The sequence below is a fragment of the Paenibacillus sepulcri genome (assembly GCF_042647105.1).
GTDB lineage: Bacteria > Bacillota > Bacilli > Paenibacillales > Paenibacillaceae > Paenibacillus_Z > Paenibacillus_Z sepulcri.
Genome location: NZ_JBHRUP010000001.1, coordinates 2041996 through 2068263 on the forward strand (window position 1 = coordinate 2041996; position 26268 = coordinate 2068263).

21 protein-coding genes are annotated in these 26268 nt (G+C 53.7%); 4 read left to right on the top strand and 17 right to left on the bottom strand.

Features of this window, described 5'->3' with window-relative positions; translation table 11 throughout:
- Positions 1–57 precede the first annotated feature (57 nt).
- Positions 58–1848 (top strand): oligoendopeptidase F, encoded by a 1791-nt coding sequence (pepF, locus tag ACFOLF_RS08985; RefSeq protein ID WP_210046915.1) that lies wholly within the window; start codon positions 58–60, stop codon positions 1846–1848.
- Between the two features lie 123 nt (positions 1849–1971).
- Here the strand turns inward: pepF and ACFOLF_RS08990 are convergent, their stop codons facing one another.
- From ACFOLF_RS08990 to ACFOLF_RS09010, 5 genes are all read right to left on the bottom strand, one after another.
- On the bottom strand, positions 1972–2853 hold the full coding sequence (locus tag ACFOLF_RS08990; RefSeq protein ID WP_210046914.1) for an ABC transporter ATP-binding protein: 882 nt from the start codon (positions 2851–2853) through the stop codon (positions 1972–1974).
- A 4-nt stretch (positions 2854–2857) separates the two neighbouring features.
- Positions 2858–5743, bottom strand: a complete 2886-nt coding sequence (locus ACFOLF_RS08995) for an ABC transporter permease (RefSeq protein ID WP_210046913.1) — start codon at positions 5741–5743, stop codon at positions 2858–2860.
- 45 nt (positions 5744–5788) lie between these two features.
- Entirely contained in the window at positions 5789–6832 is a 1044-nt protein-coding gene (locus ACFOLF_RS09000) for an efflux RND transporter periplasmic adaptor subunit (RefSeq protein ID WP_210046912.1), read from the bottom strand.
- Positions 6810–7532: an ABC transporter ATP-binding protein gene (locus tag ACFOLF_RS09005; RefSeq protein ID WP_210046940.1), complete on the bottom strand. Its 723-nt coding sequence runs from the start codon at positions 7530–7532 to the stop codon at positions 6810–6812. The genes ACFOLF_RS09000 and ACFOLF_RS09005 overlap by 23 nt, the downstream gene beginning before the upstream one ends.
- Before the next feature lie 187 nt (positions 7533–7719).
- A complete protein-coding gene (locus ACFOLF_RS09010; protein WP_210046911.1) occupies positions 7720–8568 on the bottom strand; it encodes a DUF92 domain-containing protein in 849 nt (282 codons plus the stop codon).
- A 135-nt stretch (positions 8569–8703) separates the two neighbouring features.
- On the opposite strand from ACFOLF_RS09010, the gene ACFOLF_RS09015 reads away from it, so the two are divergent.
- On the top strand, positions 8704–9885 hold the full coding sequence (locus ACFOLF_RS09015; RefSeq protein WP_379113980.1) for an HD domain-containing phosphohydrolase: 1182 nt from the start codon (positions 8704–8706) through the stop codon (positions 9883–9885).
- 31 nt (positions 9886–9916) lie between these two features.
- Here the strand turns inward: ACFOLF_RS09015 and ACFOLF_RS09020 are convergent, their stop codons facing one another.
- The 5 genes from ACFOLF_RS09020 to fni form a co-directional block, all read right to left on the bottom strand.
- Positions 9917–10639: a glycerophosphodiester phosphodiesterase gene (locus ACFOLF_RS09020; RefSeq protein WP_210046939.1), complete on the bottom strand. Its 723-nt coding sequence runs from the start codon at positions 10637–10639 to the stop codon at positions 9917–9919.
- A gap of 5 nt (positions 10640–10644) precedes the next feature.
- Complete coding sequence (locus ACFOLF_RS09025) at positions 10645–12207, bottom strand: CapA family protein (protein ID WP_379113978.1); 1563 nt, start codon at positions 12205–12207, stop codon at positions 10645–10647.
- Between the two features lie 135 nt (positions 12208–12342).
- Complete coding sequence (locus tag ACFOLF_RS09030) at positions 12343–13326, bottom strand: MBL fold metallo-hydrolase (protein ID WP_379113976.1); 984 nt, start codon at positions 13324–13326, stop codon at positions 12343–12345.
- Positions 13323–14075, bottom strand: coding sequence for a class I SAM-dependent methyltransferase (locus ACFOLF_RS09035; protein WP_210046909.1), 753 nt, complete (start codon positions 14073–14075; stop codon positions 13323–13325). Before ACFOLF_RS09035 ends, ACFOLF_RS09030 begins: the two co-directional genes overlap by 4 nt.
- Positions 14076–14418: 343 nt before the next feature.
- Complete coding sequence (gene fni / locus ACFOLF_RS09040) at positions 14419–15498, bottom strand: type 2 isopentenyl-diphosphate Delta-isomerase (protein WP_210046908.1); 1080 nt, start codon at positions 15496–15498, stop codon at positions 14419–14421.
- Between the two features lie 246 nt (positions 15499–15744).
- Between fni and nagB the strand changes: the two genes are divergently transcribed.
- On the top strand, positions 15745–16470 hold the full coding sequence (gene nagB, locus ACFOLF_RS09045; protein ID WP_210046907.1) for a glucosamine-6-phosphate deaminase: 726 nt from the start codon (positions 15745–15747) through the stop codon (positions 16468–16470).
- On the top strand, positions 16470–17663 hold the full coding sequence (gene nagA, locus ACFOLF_RS09050) for an N-acetylglucosamine-6-phosphate deacetylase (protein WP_210046906.1): 1194 nt from the start codon (positions 16470–16472) through the stop codon (positions 17661–17663). Before nagB ends, nagA begins: the two co-directional genes overlap by 1 nt.
- 69 nt (positions 17664–17732) lie before the next feature.
- Here nagA and ACFOLF_RS09055 read toward each other — a convergent pair whose 3' ends face one another.
- The 7 genes from ACFOLF_RS09055 to icd form a co-directional block, all read right to left on the bottom strand.
- Entirely contained in the window at positions 17733–18656 is a 924-nt protein-coding gene (locus ACFOLF_RS09055) for a hypothetical protein (protein ID WP_210046936.1), read from the bottom strand.
- A gap of 89 nt (positions 18657–18745) precedes the next feature.
- Positions 18746–19546 carry a DeoR/GlpR family DNA-binding transcription regulator gene (locus ACFOLF_RS09060; RefSeq protein ID WP_210046905.1) on the bottom strand — a complete coding sequence of 267 codons (801 nt, stop codon included), beginning with the start codon at positions 19544–19546 and terminating at the stop codon, positions 18746–18748.
- Between the two features lies 1 nt (position 19547).
- Entirely contained in the window at positions 19548–20504 is a 957-nt protein-coding gene (locus tag ACFOLF_RS09065) for a sugar kinase (RefSeq protein WP_210046904.1), read from the bottom strand.
- 23 nt (positions 20505–20527) lie between these two features.
- On the bottom strand, positions 20528–20959 hold the full coding sequence (locus ACFOLF_RS09070; protein WP_210046903.1) for a hypothetical protein: 432 nt from the start codon (positions 20957–20959) through the stop codon (positions 20528–20530).
- A gap of 77 nt (positions 20960–21036) precedes the next feature.
- A complete protein-coding gene (gene recQ, locus ACFOLF_RS09075) occupies positions 21037–23259 on the bottom strand; it encodes a DNA helicase RecQ (RefSeq protein WP_210046902.1) in 2223 nt (740 codons plus the stop codon).
- 180 nt (positions 23260–23439) lie between these two features.
- Complete coding sequence (mdh, locus tag ACFOLF_RS09080) at positions 23440–24381, bottom strand: malate dehydrogenase (protein WP_210046901.1); 942 nt, start codon at positions 24379–24381, stop codon at positions 23440–23442.
- Positions 24382–24842: 461 nt separating this feature from the next.
- On the bottom strand, positions 24843–26138 hold the full coding sequence (gene icd, locus ACFOLF_RS09085) for an NADP-dependent isocitrate dehydrogenase (protein ID WP_210046900.1): 1296 nt from the start codon (positions 26136–26138) through the stop codon (positions 24843–24845).
- Positions 26139–26268 lie beyond the last annotated feature (130 nt).

The window sequence follows — 26268 nt, forward strand, 5'->3', positions numbered from 1 at the left end:
CTGCCCGCTTCTGTACCCGCAGTTCCGTCATCTATTAATCAACCGAGGGGGATTCCGATGAACCACGTACCCAAACGTTCCGAAACCGCGCCTGAGAACAGCTGGAAGCTGGAAGATTTGTTCGAAAGCCAGTCTGCATGGGACAAGGAATATTCGCACGCGAAGGAACTGATGAAGAAAGTCAATGCCTTCGAAGGCAAGCTTGCCGACCCCAAACAAGTGAAAAGCTGCTTTGAGCTTGAGGATGAGCTGTCGCAGCATGTGGAGCGGCTCTATGTGTATGCCAATTTGAAGCATCATGAAGACACGGCTGAGGCCGAATTCCAGGCTTTATCCGAGAAATCCAAGAAGCTCAGCGTCGAAACAGGAGAAGCGTTGTCCTTTATAACGCCTGAAATTCTGAGTCTCTCCGATGCCGATCTCGAAGCAATGATCAACAATTCCGATTTGGCCAAATACCGTCATACGCTGGAAGAAATGCGCCGGGAGAAAGCCCATATTCTATCCAAATCCGAGGAAGCTCTTCTCGCTGCGGTCGGGAATGTGAGCCAGGCGCCGGGCACGATTTTCAGCATGCTGAACAACGCAGATCTCAAGTTCCCCAAGGTCAAGGATGAGAATGGCGAAGAAGTGGAATTGACGCAGGGCCGTTACATACAGTTTCTGGAAAGCAAAAACCGCGAGGTTCGCAAGAATGGCTTTAAAGCCATGTACGACACCTACGGCAAGCTTAAAAACACGCTCGCTTCGACGCTCAGCGCGAATGTGACCAAGAACATTTTCTACTCGCGCGCCCGCAAATATCCGTCTACCCTGGAAATGTCCCTCTATGGCGACAACATTCCCAAAGAGGTGTACACCAACCTCATCGATGCCGTGCATAAGCATCTGCCGCTGATGCACCGCTACATGGAGCTGCGCAAGAAGCTGCTCAAGGTGGATGAGCTTCATATGTATGACCTGTTCGCTCCGCTTGTCGATGAATTCAAGATGGACATCAGCTTCGAGCAGGCCAAGGAAACGGTCAAAGAGAGTCTCGAACCGCTGGGCAAGGACTATCTGCAGGTGCTGGAGAAAGGCTTCCAGGACAGATGGATCGACGTTTACGAGAATGAAGGCAAACGCAGCGGCGCATACAGCTGGGGCGCTTACGGCACGCATCCCTATGTGCTGCTCAATCATAAAGACAATCTGAACAGCATGTTCACGTTGACGCACGAGATGGGCCACGCGCTTCACTCTTATTATTCCGACGGCAATCAGGATTACCGCGATGCGCAGTATACAATCTTCCTGGCCGAGGTCGCTTCAACGCTCAACGAGGCGCTTCTAATGGATTATATGCTGAAGAAATCAACCGATCCGAAGGAAAAAATGTACCTGCTCACCTATTATGCGGATCAGTTCCGGACAACGGTTTTCCGTCAAACCATGTTCGCCGAATTCGAGAAAATCATTCACGAAAAAGCCGAGCAAGGCGAATCGCTGACCCCGGATCAGCTCAGCAAAATCTATTATGAGCTCAACAAGCAGTACTATGGCCCGAACATGGTCGTGGACAAGGATATCGAAATGGAATGGGCCCGTATCCCCCACTTCTACACGAGCTTCTATGTCTATAAATATGCGACAGGCTTCTCTGCAGCCACCAGCTTCTCGAAGCAAATTCTCGAGGAAGGCGCACCTGCCATTGACCGCTATCTTGGCTTCCTGAAAAGCGGAGGCAGCGATTTCTCCATCAATATCCTCAAGAAGGCCGGCGTCGACATGTCCACGCCTGAGCCGATTGAGCAGGCGATGAGCGTGTTTGAAGAGCTTATCGCGCAGATGGAAGAATTGACGAAGTAAGAACGGCTCGCCGTGTTTTCTATCATGTATTCATCAAAAAGAAGTCCCTCCGTTTAATGGTGGGACTTCTTTTTGATGGTGCTATGGTTTTTGAATTGACTCTTCAGTATGAACTACAGGAACTTAGTCCTCCGGCGGATACAGAACGATTCGTCCTTCCTCCATCTCCACCCGCACCTTGTTTTTCTCCTTGAACTCATCCGCCTGCAGGTAATTGGCAGGAATCTGCAGACGTCCCGCCTTGTCGATCACGGCATATTCGACATGGCTTGCTTCCTGCTTGAATAATCCGCCCCTCTCAAGCTCCGCAAGCTCCTCCGCGTACGATTGGCGGCGGATGATCTCTGAAGAGGTCTTGCCGTCGCGGATCGCCACAACACGGTCAACCTTCCGGGCAAGCAGCGGGTCATGCGTGACAATAACGATTGTTATGCCGATCTTCCGGTTCAGCTCCCGGAACAGATCCAGAATCTGATCCGACATCCGCGTATCCAGCGAGCCCGTAGGCTCGTCGGCGAGCAGCAGCTTCGGTTCATTAGCCAGCGCTATGGCTATCGCCACCCGCTGCTGCTCGCCGCCTGAGAGCTCGCTCAACCGGTTCTTGATCCGGTGGCTGAGTCCAACAGCGTCAAGCAGCTCCAACGCGCGCAGACGCTTGCGGCGGCCTTTGAGCAGGATGGGAAGCTCCACGTTCTCCAGCGCCGTCAGATAGGGAATCAGATTGCGGGCATTGCTCTGCCAGACGAATCCGACGGTTTCGCGCTTGTATTTGACCAGATCGCGTTCCGCGAATTTCAGCAGATCCTGATCATTGACGAGCAGCGTACCGGCTGAAGGCCGGTCAAGGCCGCCCAGCATATTGAGCAGTGTCGATTTGCCGCTGCCGCTGTTGCCGATAATCGCCATCAGCTCGCCAGCCTCCACATGCAGGTCAAGTCCCTGCAGGGCGACGACTTCCAGATCGTCTGTCTTATAAATTTTGACAAGTCCATCGCAATGGATCATAAGCTTAATCCTCCCCAAGCTTAAGCGCCTGCGTAATTTTCATTCTGGAGACCCTTACTCCGATGACGATGAGCCCGATGAGCAGCATCACGCCAACCACGCTGTACAGCTGTACATAATCGCTGAGCTGATGAATAATCTCGAACGGCGGCACCTGCTCCGCGGCGCTGAAGGACAGCTGGAACAGCGGAACGAACAAGTCGCTCACCGTATTTCCAATCCACACGCCCATGAGAATGGCCGCTGCCGAGGTGAGCAGCTGCTCGCTGAGCAGCATGCCGATAATCTGCATGAACGAGATGCCCATTGCCCGCAGAATCCCGAATTGCAGCGTGCGTCCGGCCAACGTCAGCACCCAGAACAGCAGAAAGCCGAAGAAGCTGATCATCATCGATATGACAAAACCAAGCGTCATGACGCCGTTGATGGCAAGCCGGAATGGATCATTTTTGGAGCGGATCAGCTGCTGATTGGCATCCACCAGCTCTTCAACAGGGATTTCCTTCTTTATCAGGTCATCATAAATCACTTTGCTGGTTGCATCTTCCTTAAGCTTGATCCAGACCTCGTACGGCTCCAGAGCCAGATGGTTCTGGATGTAGGATAGATGTCCGACAATCAGATTCGGCAGCCGGACATTTTCATCATCCTGATCTTCGCTGACACCGCCAACAGGCAGCGGATTCCAGCCCGGCCAATAATCAATGATGCCATACACGGTAAACCCGGCGTTGTCCAATCCGCTCCATTTGACAGATATGGGATCGCCCGGCTTCACCTGGTACTTGTCCGCGATTGATCTGGAGATCAGCACAGCCTTGGGATCGGAAGCAATCAGGTTCAGATAGCTGTTGATGTGATGATCAAGAAGCCCGCTGCGCATCCAGGACACATTGCCAAAATCAAGGGTATCAATTCCGTATAGCGTAGTTGCGCTGTCCCCCCCGCTTGCACTGAAGCTGGCATCCGGTTTGCGGAATACGCGTGCCGCCTTGTCCACCCCAGCCAGCTCCGTCATCTGGATAAAGGAGGGCTCGGTGTAGGTTATGACTTTCGGCTTTGCGGCCGCATCCTCGGGGGACTCGGCGCCTCCTGGCCCGCCTGACATTGCAGGCGGGGGAGCATCGTTATCCCAGTGAATTTGCAGTTGAATATCCGATCCGGTCGTATAGTGGATCGCATCCTCCATATTTCCGTTGATGGTCCTCGCTGCATTGGCGCTGAACAGTCCCATGGCAACGGTCATAATCAGAAACACCTTGATCGTCAAATACTGCGTGGACGAGCGGCTGATCTGCAGCAGGGTGGAATAGAGAGCGGGGGTCCACCACCTTCGTCCTATCCAATAAATCAGCTTAATCAACCAGGGATAAATACGCAGCAGCAGCAAGCCGCAGCCAAGCGCAAACAATGCCGGCATAAAGAACAAGAGCGGGTCAACCTGCAGCGCAGTAGGATCAAGCGCAAGCTGCTGCAGCTGATCCAACCGCTTATTGAAGCCGACAAGCAGATAAATCGAAACCGCCAGCAGAATCAGGTCGATGCCTGTTTTATGCCAGAAGGACATTTTGCTGGAGCGGGCGAGCTGCTGCTTATGTCCGACAATCGAAATCCGCGTTGCCAGAAATGCCGGAACAAGAATCAGGATAATCGAACCGACCACAGCCGCAGCCGCAACCTTGTAAGAGGCACTGTTTAAGGCAACATCAAGCGACGAACGCTGCACAAATTCCAGGAAACCGTTGGAGGCTCCGAGAATCTTCGTGAAATACACGCCCACGAACGGTCCGACCAACAGGGCCAGCAGCCCCAGAATTACGCTCTCCACGGTGAACACCAGCATGATCTGCAGCCGGCTCGCTCCGCGGCTGCGGAGGACTGAGATCTCCGTCTTCTGCCGCTCGATGATGAGATTCGCCGCCATATACAGATAGAAAGCGAGCATGAACATCACCGGCGAGTACAGCGACCACAGCATGATGTCGAGCTTTTCCTTCTTTTCCGTGTACGACTGGATGGGATTCTTCGCCGGAATATCGACCGACGCAATGCCAAGACGCATCGTAAAATAATTGGTCATCGCCTGGCTTTGGCCCGTGAAATTTGCGATATCATCGATGTTCAGCTGCTCATAATCAAGCGAATACTGCCATGTAATGCTGGAGAGCTTGAGCACGCTTTCCTTCTGGACAAAATCCTGCTCGAAACGTTCGAACGGTATGTAGAACGATGAGTTATAGCTCTCCACGTTGAATTGATCGTAGATATTCTGCGGACTGCTCTCAACCAGCCCCACCACCAGCACACGGATTTTCTCACCGGTGTCTTTGTTGGTATAAACAAACTCATGATCCAGATCCCGCTTCAGATCAATAATAAACTTCTGCGTGACGACAGCTTCATAAACTCCGTCGCTGCGGCCCGGATCGGGAAAACGCCCATCGATCAGGCGGACGCGCTTCTCCAAATCGGTCAGGGTCCGGAAGCTTCCGCTGACGTTCATTTCCTTCAGCTCGCGCTCAGAGCCATCCGCTGGAAACACGCGGAAGGACTGTGTGGACCTGGACACCAGGTAAGACTGGGCATCCAGTCCGAAGCGCCTGGGCGCATTTTCCATATAACGGTCCGCCTGGGCAATCATGTTCCGGGTTTGATCGAAAGTCCTTTCACCCGGAGATACCGATGTAGCCGCGCGGATATAGCCGGGGTAAATATTCTGATCCTTTTGCAGCTGCTGCAGCTCCTTGGTGAGTGTACGCTGGAGTATGGCATGGGAGTATAAGGGCATAGAGCTGAACAATGCGACACAAATCGTCAAGCCGAACCACAAATTTAGCTGAAGCCAACGATTCTTCGCCATTTTGCGAAAAATCATCGTCCATAAGGCCATCGTCGTTTCACCTCTTCTTGTCCCTTAAGTCAGGCATCACGCGGATTAATTGTTCAGGATAACCTGCTCGCCGGGCTCGAGTCCCTTGACGATCTCCACTTCCGTCGCAGTCATGATTCCCGCCTCCACGTCAACCTCCTTACGGCGATCGCCGTCAAGCACCTGCACATAGGTTCGTCCCAAATAGGTGCGCAGACCGCTGCGCGGAAGCACGATAACATCGTCATGCTTCTCCAGCATGATGTGAAGCTGAACGGTTTCTCCCATAACGAGCTTGCTGCTTGGTTCGTTCAGTTCAATATAAAGCAGCTTGGCATTGCGCTCAGCCTGCTCCTTGTTATCGGTAAAAGGAGCGCTGGAAGGGGATTGAACCACCTTCCCCATGATCTTCGTACTGTCCACGGTCACTTCTACGTCCATGTGAAACTGGATCGGCGAGATCGTTTTGGGATCCTCCGCTTCGCATACCAGGTAGAGCTGCTTCGGATCAGAGACGCTCACCAGCGGTTTGTATCCGGTTACACTATCGCCTGCAGCAATCGTATCCTTGTAGGTGACGATTCCATCAATCGGCGCGGTCAGCCTGGCCGCCTCGGCCTCCTGTTCCAGGGAATCCAGCGAAATCTGCTCGCGCTCCCTGTCGATTTCGCGAAGTCTGACTTCGCCCGCATCCGCCCCCGCCTGCTTCACCTTGGAAAATTCAAGCGTAGCCCGCTCAAGATTCAGCTTCTGCAGCTTGATGCGCAGATCCAGATCGCCCATATCGAGCTCGGCGAGGAGCTGGCCGGCTTTCACGACATCGTTCTGGTTGACATGAATTTCCTTCAATCTTCCGTTATCTTTATAAAATAGCGGTATGCTGTGTTTGGAAGCCACTACTGCGGTTCCTGAGAAGAAACGTTCGATGGTCCCTTTCTTCACTTCAACGGAATCGAACTTCTCCTGCGCCGGCTTGATAAGCGGGGGCGCAAGCGTTTCTTCTCCCCCGGGCAGCAGGGAACAGCCCGATAATAATGAGGCTGCGAGCAGCAGCAGCGTCGATTGCTTCAGCAGCCGTTTGCGGCGGCTATGAATTAGGTTCAGCGACAATCTCCCCATCCTCCAATGCAATGACATGGTCGACGATCTCCATAATGCCGGGATCGTGGGTCGTCATAACTACGGTCATGCCGCGCCGCTCCACCAGATCGCGGAATACCTTGATTACCTGAAGCCCCATCCGGCTGTCCAGCTCCGCCGTCGGCTCATCGGCCAGCAGCAGCAAGGGCTCGTGCGCAATCGCTCTTGCAATGGCCACACGCTGCTGCTCCCCGCCCGACAATTCGGGAGGACGATGCTTCATGCGCGACTTCATGCCCACCCACTCCAGCGCAGTCTCGGCACGCTCCTTGTTGAGCTTCTTATCGGTTCCGGCGATACGCAGGGCGAATTCAACATTCTCATAAGCGGACATCAGAGGTATTAATCCGAATGCCTGAAAAACAAGTCCCAGCTGGGAGCGTCTCCAGACGCTGCGCTGCTTCTCCGGCAGTCTGGACAGCTCCTGTCCGTTAAACAGCACATAACCTTCTGTCGGCTGATCCAGCGCGGCCAGCAAATTAAGCAGCGTCGTCTTGCCTGAGCCCGAGCGGCCCTTGAGCGCAACCATAGAACCTGCAGCAATATCCAAATGAATATTCTTAACGGCTGTAACCGCCGTCTCGCCCCGGCCAAATACTTTCTTCACATTAACCGCCCGCAGAATCGGTTCTTGTTGCTGCTGTCTCGCAAGCAGCGCAGACGTTTCCATGTTCAATTGCGGTCAAGCTCCTCTCTGATGGATTGACTGGCTTTCAAACTTTTACAATTCATCCATTTTGAAGCTTAAGCTTATGTCAGAGTTAGAATACTCGTTGCGTGAATGCGCTGTCAACCCAATATTATACAGGATAAAGACCTGATTGCACTTAAATTTGTGACGGAATGCCTGACTGCCGTTAGGCAATCAGGATGCCGATCACTCCGGCCAGCACAGCGGCGGCTGCGGATGAGAACAAATTGACCGCGTCATTGGTCATCCAGCCATACCCGCTGATCCGCTTCGCCACAGCACCGCAATGCTCGGCACGCTCGGTCTGCACACCGCAGACGGGGCAGCGGTACATCGCCTGCACCGTCGCTCCGAGGAGTGAATCGGCGAAGGCGCCCGCCGTTCCAGCGAGACAGCCTACGGCGACAAGCACGCCTGGCAGCACCTCTCCAGGCCCGCCGGTAACCCATGGCGATATAAGAAGAGCGGCAGCAGCCCCGATCACGGCTGCCCCGGCCAGGGCAGCCATACTGCCAAGCGGCGTAACCGCGCCGCTTGTTCCAGCGGGAACGCGAGCGCCGCCGAGTATGGCCCGCGGCTCCACCCGGCTGAGCGCTCCAAGCTCGGTAGCCCAGGTGTCCGCGTTGACGGATGCCATAACGCCCACGAACGCGTAAAGCCATAACGGGTCCGGCCATATGGCATGCGCGGCGCACAAAATCAGGCCCAGACCGCCATTTGCCCAGACCTGCCCGGCATCGCGCCGGCTTCCTTTGGCATAATTCGCTTCGGCGTCCTGTTTGGCCCGATGCCTCCGTTTGAATTTGGATAGAGCCGTGGAGGTTACAAAGAATACCATTAACGCGCCGAACCACAGCGGGCCGCCAAGCGTTACATAGCTTGTCCCCATAATAATGGCCGCCAAGGCACCTGATCCTGATAAAGAGCGCACCCTGTAGGCAGCCAGCGCAATGATCCCGCTGCCCAGCAAGCCAAGCGCAAGACGAAGCCACCAAGCGTCAACCCATCCGACCATGCCAAAAAGCCTCCTCTATGCTTTGTTTCTATATATTAATTCTCAATCCTGTGCCCGGCCAAAGCAGGATTCACCCGAGGCTGCGTAGAAATGGTCACGTTGAGTGATCCACTATTCACCAAGGAGTGTCCACCTTTGAACAAAGACCCTAACGATGCGGATGCGCCGGCACGTTCAACCTCTAATGAGCGAAGCCCCGAGGAACTGCTTCGTATCATATTCGATTATACCGCAAAAATCGGCAGAGAGCGCAGCCTGAGCAGCGTCCTTCTGCTGATGGCGAACATGGGTCGTGAAATGATATTAGCCGATAGATGCACCGTATGGCTGATCGATTATGCCAATCAGGAATTATTCACCACGGTTGCGCACGGAGTGAACGAAATCCGGGTTCCCCTAGGCTCAGGAATCGTCGGACATTCCATCGCCATAGGCGAATCTCTGCTGATTGAGGATGCTTACCGCGATCCAAGACATAATGCCGAGAATGACAGGCGGACAGGGTACCGGACCCAATCGGTCATTACGGTGCCTTTTGTCGGTAATGACGGCAGTATCATCGGCGCGTATCAAGCCATCAACAAGCTTACCGCGAGCGGCGTTTTCACCGGACAAGACCTGGAGCAGCTGAAGCTGGCCGCAGCCTATGCGGGCAAATCTCTGGAATCCGTTATGCTGCAGGAAGAGATCCAGGCCACCCAGCGGGAAATTATATATACGATGGGCCAGATCGGCGAGAGCCGCTCAAAGGAAACCGGCTACCATGTCAAACGAGTATCTGAATATTCCTATGTCTTGGCTCTTGCTTGCGGGCTGTCTGTGGAGGAAGCGGAGCAGCTCAAGATCGTGTCGCCCATGCACGATATCGGGAAAGTCGCCATCCCCGACGCCATTTTGCAAAAGCCGGGCAAGCTCACCGCAGAAGAATACGAGTTGATGAAGCAGCATACCGACATCGGCTACCAGCTGCTCAAAGCCTCAGGCCGCCAGCTGCTCAAAACGGCTGCCATCATCGCTTATGAGCATCATGAGAAATGGGACGGCTCCGGCTATCCAAGAGGCATCAGGGGCGAGGCTATTCATCTGTACGGACGCATTACCGCCATTGCCGATGTATTCGACGCTCTGGGCAGCAAGCGGGTCTATAAGAGAGCCTGGGAGCTCGGCCGCATTCTTGAGCTGATCCGGGAAGAAAGCGGACGCCATTTTGACCCGCAGCTTGTCCGGATCTTCATGGAGCAGCTGCCCAAGCTGCTGGAAATACGCGAGCGGTACCGCGATGAGCATGATCTAACCAATGAAACCGGCCACCTGTAGGTGAGCCGGTTTCATTGGTTACAATTGGCTTTTATAATAATTCGGCGAAGCGGTCCGGGTAATTCGTGCAGATCATCAGCTCGGGATCAATGGCCGCCAGACGCTTCATGGCTGACACATCGTTGACGGTCCAGGCCATCACGGTTATTCCCTTGCTGCGCATCTCTTTCATCAGCTCCGGCGTTACCCGTTTATAGCCGATGGAGAGAAAGGAAGCTCCCAGGGCACGCAGATCACCCGCCAGGGAAGGCGGAGCAACCTCCGTGATCAGCCCTGTCCGCACCTCGGCGGTCAGTTCTCTTACCGTCCGCAGCGCCTGCTGGTCGAAGGAGGTGATGACCGTGTCAAACTGCAGTTCCTTCTCATAAAGCAGTTCCACGACACGGCGCTCCATTCCCGGATAGCGGCCGCCGTGGGTCTTCAGCTCAATATTCAATCTGCATCTGCCTACCGTCGCATCCAGAACCTCCTCCAGCAGCGGCACCCGTTCTCCGGCGAAGGCTTTGGAGAACCATTTCCCCGCATCCATGCGCGACAGCTGGGTGGTCGTAAAATCCCCCACCGGACCGGCGCCGCTTGTTGTCCGGTTCAAAGTGGAATCATGAATAACAATCGGCGTTCCTCCCCGTGACAGCTGGACATCAAGCTCAATCCACTGTATGAAAGGAAAAGACATCGCTTTTTGGAACGCAGCCATTGTATTTTCCGGCGCAAGGCCGGAAGCTCCCCGATGGGCTACACATGGATTAAGCAAAGCACTCACTTGGCGCTCACATACCCTTCTGAATTAATTGAGGCATTCAAGGAAATACCCGACAGACGTTTAAGCAGGGCTTGCGCCTCCTCTCCCTCAAGCGGCGTTGGCTGGGAAGCGACGCCACGCATGGGATTGAACTTGAGGGTGCAGTCTCCGCTGCCGGTGCAGAATGCGTTCAGCACACCGGTGTCCTTGGTTTTATCCGTCGCTGTCATATTGAAAATATAATTGCCCAAGCTGTAGGAAATCCATTTGCCTTTGTAGGTCTCGAAGCCCTGCAGAACATGAGGATGACTGCCGATCACCAGATCCGCACCGGCATCAATATACGTATGGGCCAGAAGCTTCTGGTCCGCGTTGGGATTATCCGAACGCTCAATTCCCCAGTGAACCATAACAACAACCAGATCCGCATGTTTCTTCGCTTCCTGAATCGCTTTTACACCGCGTGTGGAGTCATAGGTTTCCGCAAGGCCCGCGTGATCGCTTGTCGCTTTCCAGGATGCCTCCGGAACAACTCTGGTCAGGCCGATATAAGCTACGCTGATGCCGCCGGCTTCCAGATAGACCGGCGCATAGGCTTCCGTCTCGTTATTCCCTGCGCCGATATTCGGCATCCCGGCTTCCTCCAGATGGCCGATGGTGTCAAGCAAACCTTCTTTCCCTTGGTCAAGCGTATGATTGTTGGCCAGGTTTACCAGATCGAATCCCGCCTCCTTCAATGCCGGCAGCGATTTCGGGGATCCTTTGAACACGTACTGCTTATCTTCAGCCGGAACTCCGCGCGTCGTGATGGGGGTTTCGAGATTGCCCGCCATCAATTCAGGCTCCGTCAGGAAAGACAGCGACTTGGCATACGGATAATCGTAGCCGCTGCTCTGCATCAGCTTATCCACTGACCCGGCAAGCAAAATATCGCCTACAAAACCAAGCGTGATTGTACGCCCGTCATCCGCGCTTCCTCCGCCAGATTGGTCCGGAGCATCGCTTCCGGTAGACGAACCCGTTCCTGACGGATTCTGGGAGCCGCTTCCCGTTGATGAATCCGTACCTGATGGACCGGAGGATCCGCCTCCCATTGACGAATCCGTACCGGATGGACCGGAGGATCCGCTTCCCGCTGACGAACCTTCGTCAGATTGACCGGGAGAACCGTTACCGGTTGATGAACCTGCTGGTTTTCCCCCTGGCGGATCTGCAGGCGGTTCTTCAACAGCCCCGGAAGGGGTAGTTACGGAGCCTGCCGATTCTGTTCCACCGGATGAACCGGCAGCAGCATCAGAGCCCACGGCTGAATCGCCGCTTGACACAGAATTATCGCTTCCTGCACCGTCCGCAGCTTCATCCGGGTCAGCAGAGCCGCTCCTGCCATTCTCCCCGCTGCCGTTTCCGTCGGCATTCTCATACCCGAGAGTCTCTGCATTCTGATTCGTCGGCTCCTTGCCCCCACTGCCGGAAGCGCCTTCAAGCCTGGGCTGTTTGTCATGGTTGACCATGAGATACACGCCAATAATGATGCAGATCGCAACCAGCATCGACAGATTGAGCAGCAAGAGCCTTCGCATTCGCCGGGCTTTTCGTTTTTTAATGTGCTGGTGTGATTCTGAACGGGATATATGCATACAAAAATAAGCTCCTTTGGGCAAATGAATGGGATAAATCCAAGTATACGCCGGGCTGGTTAATTGCGGCTTCTGCCGTCAGGAAGTGAAAATGATCATCCCATTGCGCGTTCTGCTGTGGATTTGTCCCCGATTCTCCAAATGAAACAAATGGGCAAGCGTCTCAGACATCGCGAAACGCAAATTATGCGTATTTCCCGAGATTCGTGCGCCGAACAGCCTTTGGCACAGGTCGTAACCGCTGCAGGGTTCTGCTTCCAGGAGGCTCGCGATCTGCGCCAATCTCCGCTCATGGTGAAGCAGCAATTCGGCAGCACGGTCATCGAAGCGGGTAAACGGATCCCGGTGGCCCGGAAAAGCCAGCTCCACCTCATAGCTCCGCAGATGGACAAGACTGTCCAGAAACTGCTGCAGGGGATCTCCGTCTTCCCTGGGCACTACGCTCACATTGGGCGTAATATCCGGGAGCACCTGATCGCCGCAAAACATCCGCCGCTCTGCGGAATCATATAGACACAGCTGGCCTCGTGCATGTCCCGGCGCATCGATGGCAAGCCAGCTCCTGTTCCCCATCTGGAGCATATCTCCAGCAGAAATATAAGTAATTTCCGGCTGAGGGGATACCCTCTCGCGGAAAGCCGCCAGATGGGGAGCAATAGCGTTCAATACCTCAGCGGGCATCCCGTGACGGGCATATAGATCTGTCAGTTCCAATGAGAATGAATCATCATTTCCCCAAAGTCGCACCGCATAAGCATGGGATTGTTCCGACATCAGCACGGGGGCCGCTGTACGCTGTTGAAACCAGCCTGCCAGCCCGTAATGGTCGGGATGCTGATGAGTCAGCATAATGGTGTGGATCTGTTCATACGCGATCTCATGAGCTTTCAGAGCCGCATTCCATGCCAGGACGGCATCCGGTGTATGCAGGCCCGGGTCGATTAGCGTATAGCCTTGCTGTCCAGGCACTAGATAGCTGTTCACCCATTTCAGAGAGAACGGCAGCGGCACCTTGACCTGAATGATGCCTTCAGGCCAGACCGCAGTTGCTGCTTGATTCAAGAGGACACCCTCCCTGTCATAATCATCCGCGGAGATTCCATTTGATCATATGTATTTCCCTCATAATCGCCGTATACGCGCCCTATGGCCAATCCTGCCTCCGCAAGTGCATGCTCAAACCATTCCAAAGACAATAAACAGACGCGCTCTTCATATATGCGGGCAGCTTTACTGTCGGATTCGGGTTGGATGGTAATTTGCTTCCTGACACAATTATTCTTAATCTTCCTGACTTCATCGATCAGCAGTCCCGTTGGCCCGTCTACACGCCGGGAATGGGGAACAAGATGGTTTCTGACATAATCCGGGTTAAGAAAATCAATGAGAAACTGGCCATTCTCCGTCAGAACCCTGCGAATTTCCTTCAACACCCGATGGTTGTCAGCTTCATCTTCAAAGTAGCCAAAGGAAGTAAATAAATTGACTGTCGCCCGGAAACTGCCATCCGGTATGGGGAGACGGCGCATATCGCCGTGGATAAGTGCTTCAATTTGCCCTTCCTTATCATGCTCTCGCGCTTGCTCCAGCAGTACTTCTGACAGATCGACACCGGTCACGCAGTAACCGAGACTCGCAAGCGCCAGAGAATGTCTGCCCGTTCCGCAGCCAATATCCAGAATTTTCGCAGCTCCGGGAAGCGACAGCCAGCTGCTCATACGCTCAACTTCTCTGACAGCCTGCTCCCAATTACGATGACGGTACACAATCATATAATCAGAACCGAAGCTCTTTTCATACCAAGCAGTCATTCCTCATTCCTCCCCATCGATGCGATAACCCGCAAGAAGAGCTGGCTGCCGCCGTTCTTTGTCGGCTAAGCCAAGTTCCTCCCTCTGAAATATAAGCAAAGTATGAGCCAATTTTACACTTCATTTATCTTATGAATGCACCCTGATGAGACTTTCGTCAAACTGCTTTTAGGCAATATTGTATCCACTCTTCTTCGTGGCAGCAACTGCATCCATTAGATTTATACCAGGCTGACGGGAAATCATAACAGAGAAAGAATAGACCTTTATCCGGCAATATGGACCCAGCCCGCTGCACCTGCCCTGGTCAGCGCATGATTGCAGATGAGGGATTTACTCAAATTCAGGCCAGCTTTACGAGACGGTCCGTTGCCCGTAAAAACTGAAGCGAAGACGCCCCTATCCCAAACATCGCGGCGCGGAGCTCGAACTCGATCCGCTCCAATTGATGATAGACCGCCTCCTGCTTAAGGATAGAGGATTCAGGGCCTGCAGCTCCAGCCAGAAGCGTACGGCCGAATCCGGCCAAATCAGCGCCAAGCGCAATTGCTTTGGCCGCGTCCACGCCTGTATGCAATCCACCGCTGGCGATAAGGCAGGTATGGGGGAGGCGCTCTCGGACTTCACGCACGCATTCAGCGGTAGGAATCCCCCAATCGGCAAAAGCGGCCGCTGCGTCTGCCCGCAGCGGATCGCGAACGCGATATTTTTCCACCTGGCTCCATGAGGTTCCGCCCGCTCCGGCAACGTCAATAAACGATACCCCGACATCAACCAATGCCCGGGCTGTATCGCCGTCTATTCCCCAACCGACCTCTTTGACGCCGACGGGAACGCCAATCTGCCTGCACACCTCGCCGATCCTGCCGAGCAGAACGCGGAAATCCGTATCTCCTTCAGGTTGAAATACCTCCTGCAGGCTGTTAAGATGCAGCACCAAAGCGCTGGCCTCCGCCAGTTCAACCGCTTGCCGGCATTGGTCGACGCCGTATCCGTAATTCAGCTGCACGGCGCCGAGGTTCGCAATAAGCGGGATGCTCGGCGCTTTCCGTCTGACACGAAACGTCTCGACAAGCTGCCCGTTCTCAATGGCAGCCCGCATGGACCCAAGTCCCATGGCCCACCCTCTGGCTTCAGCCGCCTCGGCGAGACGCAAATTAATTTGTCCGGCTTCACCGGTTCCTCCGGTCATGGAGCTGATCAGCAGAGGCACCTGCAGCTTCGTTCCCATAAATTCAGCGCTTAAATCCACATCCTGGAACGACAATTCCGGCAGCGCGCAGTGGCGCAGACGATACCGGGCAAAGCCCGCATCAATTCCAATACTCTGTACATCCTCCTCCAGACAAATACGGATATGCTCGCCCTTGCGCCTAGCCGTCTGCTCATGACCTTCTGTACCGCTATTGATATGCTCTGTCATACCCATTGCTCCTTAGCCGATCCATTCTATACGTCCATCATCACATAGGATCTGCCCTTTGATCAAGTTCAGAACCTTTACGAAGGCAAAATTAAGCTCGTTTATTAATAATTGATTAAATATTTCATTTTAATGATTTTTTTATTCATTTTCATTGTTAAATCAAGCGTGTTATTTTACAATAAGAAGAGACGATTTTCTAACATCGCCGCATTCATAAATTTCAGACAAACGGAGGCTATTCCATTGAATATTACTCAATTCAACAGCAAAGAAGAGCTTGATCAGCATGCAGCAGAGCTGTTCGCCGCTCTGCTCGCTCATAATCCGCAGGCTACGCTTGGCCTTGCCACAGGCTCGACACCAACAGGAATTTATGAAAAAATGATAAAGATGCATCAGGCCGGGCGGCTTTCCTTCAATGAAGCGGCAACCTTTAATCTGGATGAATACGTAGGTCTGCCTCCCGGGCATGATCAGAGCTACGCTTATTATATGAACAAGTATTTGTTCAATCACGTAGATGTTCGGCGTGAGCATATTCATTTGCTTGATGGAATGGCCGATGATCTGGCAGCGGAATGCTCGCGCTACGATCAGCTTCTGGCGGCCAAGCCAATCGATATCCAGCTGCTCGGTCTTGGCCACAACGGGCACATCGGCTTCAACGAGCCGGATCATTCTCTCCAGGGTGGTACTCATATCGTGGAGCTGAAGGCCGAGACGCGCGAAGCCAATGCAAGATTTTTCGAATCGGTGGACCAGGTCCCGGCCAAGGCGGTTACGATGGGCATCGGCTCCATCCTGAAGGCGGATACGATTCTATTGGTCGTCAAGGGCGCAGACAAGGCGGAAATTGTCAAAGAAGCTTTAACCGGACCGATTACGACGGAATGTCCGGCATCATTGCTGCAGACGCATGCGAAGGTAATTGTCCTACTTGACCGTGAAGCGGGGAGGCTGCTTGATTAATGACATCTGTCCATGCAAAATGGCGAATAGACCATGTAAGGATCGTGCTTGAAAATCGAATCTTGGAGGGCAGCGTCGTTGTGGAGGACGGTATTATTACCGCGATACACGAAACGAATGACGCTGAATCACAAGCAACTCATTCTGACGGGGAATTTCTGATCATCGATGGCGCTGGGGGCATGCTGCTTCCCGGATTTGTCGATGTTCATGTTCATGGCGGATTCGGGGCTGACTTCATGGAAGCGGATGCCACCGCCTATGATACAATTGCCCGCTTCCATGCATCCAAGGGTACGACCACGATGCTCGCCACCACCGTTACCGCATCATACGACGCAATTGCGGAAGTGCTCGGAGCCGCTTCCGCTTATATCAAAGACGGCGGCATGCCCTATGCGGCGCTTGCAGGCGTCCATCTGGAAGGCCCGTTCATCAGTGAGCTGTGGCCGGGTGCGCAAAATCCCTCCTACATCTCGCCTCCGCGCCTGGACTGGCTGCAGGAATGGCAAACCGCTTATCCGGGTCTGATTAAACAGCTTACTCTTGCCCCCGAGAAAGCAGGCGCTGTTGAGCTTGTCTCCTGGCTGGCTGAGCAGGGAATCGTGGCGGCATGCGGACATACGGATGCTTATTATGCCGATATCGTTAAGGCTGCCGATGCAGGGCTCACCCAGGCCGTTCATACCTTTAATGCCATGCGGGCTCTGCACCATCGCGAGCCGGGGACGGTCGGAGCCGTTCTGACCGATCCCCGTATCTACGCCGAGGTCATTGCCGATGGGCACCATGTTCATCCGGCAGCGATACGGCTGCTGACCCAATCCAAAGCCGCCGACAAGGTTATTCTTATCACGGATGCCATGTCCGCTGCCGGTCTGGGCGATGGCAGCTACGACCTAGGCGGCTTGGCCGTCGACGTACATGGCGGCGTCGCCAGGCTCCAAGAGGGAGGCAACCTCGCGGGCAGCACGCTGACGATGATCGATGCTTTCCGTTACATGGTAGAGAATACTCCGCTCAGCATCCCTCAGATCAGCCGGATGGCAAGCGCCAACCCCGCAGCCCAGCTCGGATTGCAGGATCGTATTGGACTTATTGCGGTTGGCAGACAGGCGGACCTCGTCTGGACGGATGAATCCTTCAAGACCGTACATGGCACATGGGTCGGCGGCAGGCGGGTATTTCAATAATTTCAAGAAAAAGCAGGTATCCGCTTGAATGGCGAATACCTGCTTTTCTTTCTTTATCGTTTGTTTGGCTCAACCGCGTTTGCGGACCAGCTTCGTTACACGTCCATGAACGGTCCACTCGGCAACGTAAACGTTCCCTTCAGCATCCACACAAACACCATGAGGCGAGCTGAATTTGTCTGCTTCGAATAAATTCAAATCGATATTAGGCCAGCCTTCCCGTTTGGAGGCATTCTCATCATCGCCCAAATGGGTGATCAAACGATCATTTTTGTCGAAGATGGTAACCCGGCTTTGCAGATCCGGGAAATAAATTTCATCGCCATAATAATAAAAGCTGCACGGCATTTTCATATCGTCGGTAATAAAACGCTTGTGCTCGCCGTCCAGAGTGAACACTTGAATCCGGTTGTTGCCGCGGTCCGCTACGTACAGCTCCGGCTCCTCGCCGCGCAGATCGACGGATATGCCATGCGGGCAATTCACTTGTCCGGGCTCGCTTCCTTTTCCGCCCCATGAACGGATCAACTGACCTTCGCTGTCGTATTGATGGATCCAGCTTTGCCCGTACCCGTCAACCACATAGATATCGCCGTTTGGCCCCACAGCAACGTCAGTTGGCACAAATTTGCGATCCTCATCGTAAATGTCCGGCAAATCAGGTGTTCCGATGGTCAGAATTTCTTTTCCGTCCAACGTTGTTTTGACCACGATCCTACGGGAAGTGTCCGTCAGGTACAGATACTGGCCATCACTCTCCTGATGCAAATAAAAGCCGTGGGCGCCGCCAACGAACTGCTCTCCCCAGCTGCGCAAAAAATTCCCGTCCTTATCGAACACGATTACCGGATTGTTCCCCGTGTGGAAGACCAGTACATTCTCATCGGCGTCCACGACGATACCATGGGTATAACCAAATTCAACTCCCTCCGGAAGCTTCGCCCAGCCTTCGGCAACTTCATAAACATGTGTTCCAGATCCCATCTCAGCCATTATATTCACTCCTTTTGGTTTTCTTCGTAAATGCTCAACCTATGAATTCCATGGCGGCAAGGCTTATCCTGCTTACCGGCAAGAAATAATTATTGCTGGTCCGGCTCCTCGCGATGCTCCGTGACAAAAACTTGAATGCCATGGGCATTTGCCACGGACGAAAGCTGCTGCGGCAGCGGCATATCGGTAATAAAGCCCTGAAGCACCGACAGCGGGGCAATCGAGAACAGCGAGGTCCTTCCTATCTTGGTATGGTCAAACATCGCATACGTCGCTTGCGAACGGCTTATCATCGCTTTGGCCATATGGGCTTCCTGCTCGGAATAGGTTGTGATCCCGCCCGTGGAGGACACACCGTCCACTCCGAGGAACATTTTGCCCAGATTAAGCTGTCCCAGCATGCCTTCCCCCAGCGGTCCGCACAGCTCGAAGCTGTTGTGGCGCATCAGGCCTCCGGTTACAACCACCTGGATATCGCTTCCTGCAAGCTCCATGGCCACATTCACGGTATTCGTTACGACGGTAATCCCCCGGCGTGTCTTGAGCAGCTTGGCCAGATAATAATTGGTCGTGCCGCCTGAGAGCCCGACTACGTCCCCTTCATTAATCAGCTCCGCCGCAGCTGCCGCGATCCGTTCCTTCTCCAGAAACGACAGCCCCTCCTTCTCGGCAAAAGGGAGCTCTCTCACAGCATTCATGCCGTCGTACATAGCGCCGCCGATCGTACGGATGACCGGCTCCGCCTTCTCCATCAGCTCCAGGTCGCGGCGCGCCGTCGCTTCCGAAATGTGAAAGCGGTCTACAACTTCCTGAATGGTAATCCGGCCCTGCCGCTTCAGCACATTCATTATTTGTTCTCGTCTGCGTTGTCCTTTTGAACCATCAGCCATTTCAGCGTTCCACCCAGGCCTTATCCGATAATCGCTGATCGACGGATGCCCAGTCGGGAAGCGCTTCCCAATCGCCGCGCATTTGAACCACAAGCGACCCGCTTATACTGCCCAGACGCACGGCCTCCACTGGGTTCATTCCCTTCAGAAGGCCTGTCAGAAACCCCGAGCAAAAGCCGTCTCCCGCCCCGACGGTATCCACAACTTTATCCGCTTTATAGAAGGGCACTACCTGGGATTCCCCATTTTCGATCACGATGGTCGTGTCGTCCACGCCCTTGACGATACACACCGCGTTCAACTGCTTCAGCTTCGTTTTCACTTCATCCAGATTGTCCGTTTCGTAGAGAAGCTTAAGCTCGTCCCAGCCAGGCAGAAAATAATCGGCCTGCTCCGCCAGTGGGAGCACAACACGCCGGGCTTCTTCAATCGTCCACAGCTTGAGGCGCAGATTGGGGTCAAAGCTCACCTTCACTCCCGCCTTCTTCGCTGCGGCAACCGCCGCAAATACCGTTTCGCGGGCGCTCACGCTGATCGCAAGCGTAATGCCTGTCACATGGAGGATCCTGCAGCCGGCTATGTAATCCAGATTCAGATGCTCGGGCCGCATCTTGCTTGCCGCCGAATGTTTCCGGTAATAATGAACCGCGAGCTTCCCTGCGACCGTTTCCCGGAACATTAATCCGGTCTGTTCGCCTGGCGTCAGCCTGGCCTCGGAAACGTCGACGCCTTCTCCTCGCAGCTGCTTGAATATTGCACGACCGAACGGGTCTTCTCCCAATGCGCCAAACCAGCCGACTGAGCAGCCCAGTCTGGCCGCTCCGATCGCCACGTTGCTTTCGGCACCGCCGAAGCCCTGCTCAAGGGCTGCGGCTCCTTCAAGACCGCGATGCTCCTGCGGCATGAACAGCGCCATTGTTTCGCCGAAGGTTAATAAATCCGGTACTTCATTGGTCAAGCGTATCGCCCCCCAGTGTTGGATTACATATCTTTATAAATCGGGAATTTCATGAAATAGATAATGACCAGATAAACCAGCAAAATGATGATGCTGAGCGTACGCGCTTTGCCAATGTTTGACGTTGCGCTTTGACCTGCCTGGATGGATGCGACAATCTGTTTAAGCGGCTTCGTCACAATTCCGCCAATTGCTGCAATAGCAAGGAATAAGACGATAACCAGAATCATCCAAACAACTTCATAATCCCCTTGCGAAATCAAATATCCGCCTGTCAACAGCTGCAAGACGAGAAAATATTGCGCGATTCGGTTCGCAGACACCAGACCTTCCGCAAGTCCGGCTTGTCCGGCACCATTGAGCTTCGTAGCGCGTCCGATCAAGAATGGAAGCACGATGTAAAAACCCATGCCTGCAGCGCCGATCACATGCAGAAAAACCATTACATTCAACATTTCTTTTCCTCCTGCCACTCATATACAATCCCATCAAGTATACTAGAAGAATCGCCCAAATTCAAAAGAGAAATGGCCTATTTTCCGCCATGCGACAAACTGAGCTTCATCATGACCGCTTTAATGGCAAAATAATCGATTTCATCCGGCAGTGCTTCCTTGATCGGCTTCAGCTTCTCCGCTCCCAGCCGCATAATCGTCTCTGCAATGAGCGCTTCATGCTCTGCGGGGATAAAACCATCCCACTCGATCATTTCACCTTCCTCGGAGCAGCGCAGCAAATGGTTCTCGATCGTAATTCTGCCCATATCGCGCAGAGCGGCAATTTCCGTAATGGAGTGCCCTTCCCGCAGCAGCGCCAATGATTGCATATGGCTGCTCAGGCCCGCATCCGTGAAGGATATAGCCGCCGCTCCGCCCCGCCCGCCGGTCGATGCGACAGGTCCTGCCTTTCCTCTCTCTTCTTCATCCGTCTTCACAACAGGGGAAAATGAATCCATTTGCTGTGGGCTGCTGCCCGTCTTAAAGCTTCTGACAATGGCAATGACATCGCTGCCGTATTTGCCGGCTTTAGCCGCTCCCACTCCTTTGACGGTGAGCAGCTGCTCAGTCGTAACAGGCTGCCTGTCGGCAATTTCACGCAGTGCAGCATCAAAGAACAGCATAAACGGCGGTACATGCTCGCGCGCCGCCGTCTCCTTGCGCCAATCGCGAAGCGCCTCGAACAAGGGTGTGTTCTCCGCCTGGCTTGCGCTTGAAGCCGTTCTGCGCTTCGCAGCCATGCTGCGCCGCCTGAACACGGTTTTCTTTCCCTCCAGCACGGGCAGAGCCTCTGCCGTCAGGGATACCGTAGGAAACTCTCCCTCGCTTATGCGCATATAGCCTTCCGCCACCAGCCAGTAGAGCCAGTCGGAAATGTCCTTCTCCACCCAATCGCGCAGCAGCGCGTACGTGGACAGACGGTCCAGACCGAATTCGAGAATACGCTTCTCGCGGGAGCCCTTGAGCACCTTGGCCGCGAGCGCGATGCCGAACCGGCCTTTCAGCCTGCCCACGCAGGATAAGGCCTTCCGCGCATCCTCCGTCATATCCAGCTTCTCGCTCTGATCCAGACAATTGCTGCATTTGCCGCACTCGGGAACATCGGCTTCGCCAAAGTAGCTGACGATAAACTGCAGCAGGCATTTCTCCGTACGGCTGTAATGCATCATCGTGTACAGCTTGTTTAATTGAATCCGCTGTCTGTCCGGATCGGTTGTACTCCGCTCGATCAGGAAGCGCTGGACCTGAACGTCCTGCGGCTCGAACAGCAGCACGCATTCGCTCTCCTCCCCGTCGCGCCCCGCACGACCGGCCTCCTGATAATAGGACTCCACATCGCTTGGCATCTGCCAATGGACGACATAACGGACATTCGGCTTATCGATGCCCATGCCGAATGCGTTGGTTGCGACCATAACCCGTGCTTCGTCGAAACGGAATTTCTCCTGCGCTTCAGCCCGCTCATCATCCGCGAGTCCTCCATGATATTTGCCAGCCGATACGCCCAGCCTGCTCAAGTCGGCACAAACCTCTTCGGCTTCCTTCCGGGTAGCCGTGTAGATAATGCCCGATTGATCCGCCCGCTGCGCCACATAATCACGCAGAAATTTCCGTCTGTCCGTCCCGGTCACAACCGACAAGCTCAGATTGGTCCGGGCAAAACCGGTCACAAACACATTGGGCCGGCGAAGTCCAAGCATGGCCGAGATATCGTCTGACACCTCGGGAGTGGCTGTTGCCGTAAAAGCCGCAACCGGCGGCCGGTTCTCCAGCCTCCCGATCCAGCCCGCCAGCTGTCGGTAGCTCGGCCGGAAATCATGTCCCCACTGCGAAACGCAGTGAGCCTCATCGATGGCTATAAGGGGGATGTGCAGCTGGCTGGCTAGTGATTCGAACATTGTCCCATCCAGACGCTCCGGTGCAACGTAGAGCAGCTTGTAGACGCCCTGAGCGGTCTTTCTCACGACCTCCCGATAAGTCGCTGCATCCAGAGAGCTGTTCAAGTAGGCAGCCGATACACCCAGGCGGCCAAGCGCGTCGACCTGATCCTTCATCAGCGAAATCAGCGGCGATACGACAATCGTTGTGCCTGGCAGCAGAATCGCCGGCAGTTGATAGCAGACCGACTTCCCTCCGCCTGTAGGCAGAATCGCCAGCGTATCCTTGCCTTCCAGCAAGCCTTCGATTATATCCTGCTGTCCTTTGCGAAAGCTGTCAAAGCCATATACCTCTTTAAGCATCCGCTGTGCTTGCTCCATCCTGATTCCTCCTTCCCAACTAAAAAGATGGCCTCGCCGTCTCTCGTGCGGCAGCGGTCATTTCTTCCCTCAAACTTTTATAGAAGTGAAACTAATACCTGCTATCAGGTTAAAAAAATGAAGACCCTGACAACAATCAGTCAGGGTCTCATGTCCTTCATGAGTACAACGGCTTTGGAATTAACCGTTAACGACAGAGATGACGTTGCGAACCGAAACGGCGGATTTCTCCAGAGCGGCTTTCTCATCCCCGGTCAGATCCAGTACAAAAATCTTCTCGATTCCATCGCCGCCCAGCACGACTGGAACGCCCATGAACAGGTTGTCATAGCCATATTCGCCTTCCAGCAAAGCGATTACTGGCGTAATCCGCTTTTTATCCTTCAGAATCGCTTCAGTCATTTGGACAAGCGATGCTGCAGGCGCATAATAAGCGCTGCCGTTGCCAAGCAGGTTGACAATTTCGCCGCCCCCAACGCGTGTGCGTTGTACAATGGCTTCGATACGGTCAGCCGGAATCAGCTTCTCGATTGGAATGCCGCCCACATTGGAGTAGCGAACGAGCGGAACCATGTCATCGCCATGGCCGCCAAGCACGAAGCCTCGGACGTCTTCAACCGATACATTCAGCTCTTGGGCGATAAATGTGCAGTAACGGGCTGTATCCAGTACGCCGGATTGACCGATTACACGGTTTTTAGGGAAACCAAGCGCATTGTAAGCCACATAAGTCATGGCATCAACGGGGTTGGAGAGGATAATAACATAAGCGTTCGGGCTGGTTGCTTTGATGTTCTCGCATACCGATTTCACAATGCCGGCATTGGTGTTGACCAAATCGTCACGGCTCATGCCCGGTTTGCGGGCGATCCCGGCAGTGATAATCACAACATCGGAATTTTGCGTATCGGCATAATCGGAAGTACCGATGATGTTGGCGTCGCTGCCTTGTACAGGCGTGGACTCCATCATATCAAGCGCTTTTCCTTTGGTTGGGTTTTCCAGCTGCGGGATGTCAACAAGAACAACATCGCCCAGTTCTTTCTGTGCAAGCATAAAAGCCGTCGTAGCCCCGGTAAAGCCTGCTCCAACAACGGTAATTTTTTTCCGTTTAATCGCCATTATCCATTGCCTCCCAAAAATTTCTTCGCTTTCGCTATTGTCTCTCAGCTCTTCGCCTTTATCCCATCGCTCTCGGTCCTTGTCTCTCCGCACTCGGTCCTTGTCACTTTCGCACTTGATCCTTGTCTCTTCGCACTTGATCCTTGTCTCTACCGCACTTGGTCCTTGTCTCTACCGCTGTTGCTTCTCAGATCTTCGTCTATCGCCCTTGACCTAAGTCGCCCCAAGCGACCCCACGCACGAACACTAAAAATGCGTGCCATGAACTGCATCGGTCGATGCGGTTCATGGCACAAGCATTCCTCGCTCAAACACTCCAGCGCCTGTCCGGCACCCACGTTACTCAACGGGTGTCCAGAGGGCAAGCCCTCGGGGTCCCCCTTCCAGGGGGATTTAGGGGGTCATCCCCCTGGATACGCAGCCAATCCAATCAAAACTATTTTAAAAATTAACCGGGTAATTTAAACCAGGTTCTTGATGATCTCATCAGCAAACGCCGAGCATTTAACTTCAGTCGCGCCTTCCATCAGACGGGCAAAGTCATAAGTAACAGTTTTATTGTTAATCGACGTTTCCAACCCTTTGTAGATCATATCAGCCGCTTCCAGCCAGCCAAGATGCTCCAGCATCATAACGCCGGACAAAATAACTGAACCCGGGTTTACAACATCAAGATCCGCATATTTTGGAGCCGTACCATGAGTCGCTTCGAAGATAGCGTGTCCAGTCAGGTAGTTGATGTTCGCGCCTGGTGCGATCCCGATACCGCCAACTTGTGCAGCAAGCGCATCGGACAGATAGTCGCCGTTAAGGTTAAGCGTAGCAATGACATCAAAGTCAGTCGGACGAGTCAGTACTTGTTGCAGGGCGATATCAGCGATTGCGTCTTTCACGATCAGCTTGCCTGCAGCTTCCGCGTCCTTCTGTGCTTTATTCGCCGCATCCGTGCCTTCTGCTTCTTTAATGCGGTCGTATTGGCCCCATGTGAAGGTTTTGTCGCCGTATTCCTGCTCGGCCACTTCATAACCCCAGTTTTTGAAGGCACCTTCGGTGAACTTCATGATGTTTCCTTTGTGTACCAGGGTCAGCGTTTTACGGCCGTGTTTCAGCGCGTACTCGATAGCTGCACGGGCAAGTCGCTTGGAGCCTTCAGCCGAAACCGGCTTGATGCCGATACCGGAGGTTTCCGGGAAGCGGATTTTGTTAACGCCCATTTCTTTTTGCAGAAAATCAATGACTTTCTTCACTTCAGCCGAACCTTCTTGATATTCGATACCTGCATAGATATCTTCTGTATTCTCACGGAAAATAACCATGTTAACCAGTTCAGGACGTTTGACCGGTGAAGGCACGCCGTCAAAATAACGTACAGGACGCAGGCAAACATACAGATCAAGCTCCTGGCGAAGCGCCACGTTCAGGGAACGGATACCGCCGCCGATAGGCGTAGTCAATGGACCTTTGATAGCAACCATATATTCACGGATAGCCGTAAGCGTATCTTCCGGCAGCCATTCTCCATAGTTATTGAATGCTTTCTCGCCGGCAAATACTTCGTACCAGGCGATTTTTTTCTCGCCGTTATAGGCTTTCTCAACAGCTGCGTCAAGTACGCGCTTGGATGCCTTCCAGATATCGCGGCCTGTTCCGTCGCCTTCGATGAAAGGGATAATCGGGTTGTTTGGAACCTGCAGTACACCATTGTCAATCGTAATTTTCGCGCCTTCGGTCGGAAGATCGTATTGTTTAAGCTGCATGAATAAATTACCTCCTGAATGTTTGTTGGATATGAAGTTTACATAACACGACGGGAGCTCGCTGCACGGCCTCTATTATGCGGCCATGCGCTGGCACCCCGTCACTCTTAAGCGGATTATGATAGCCGCC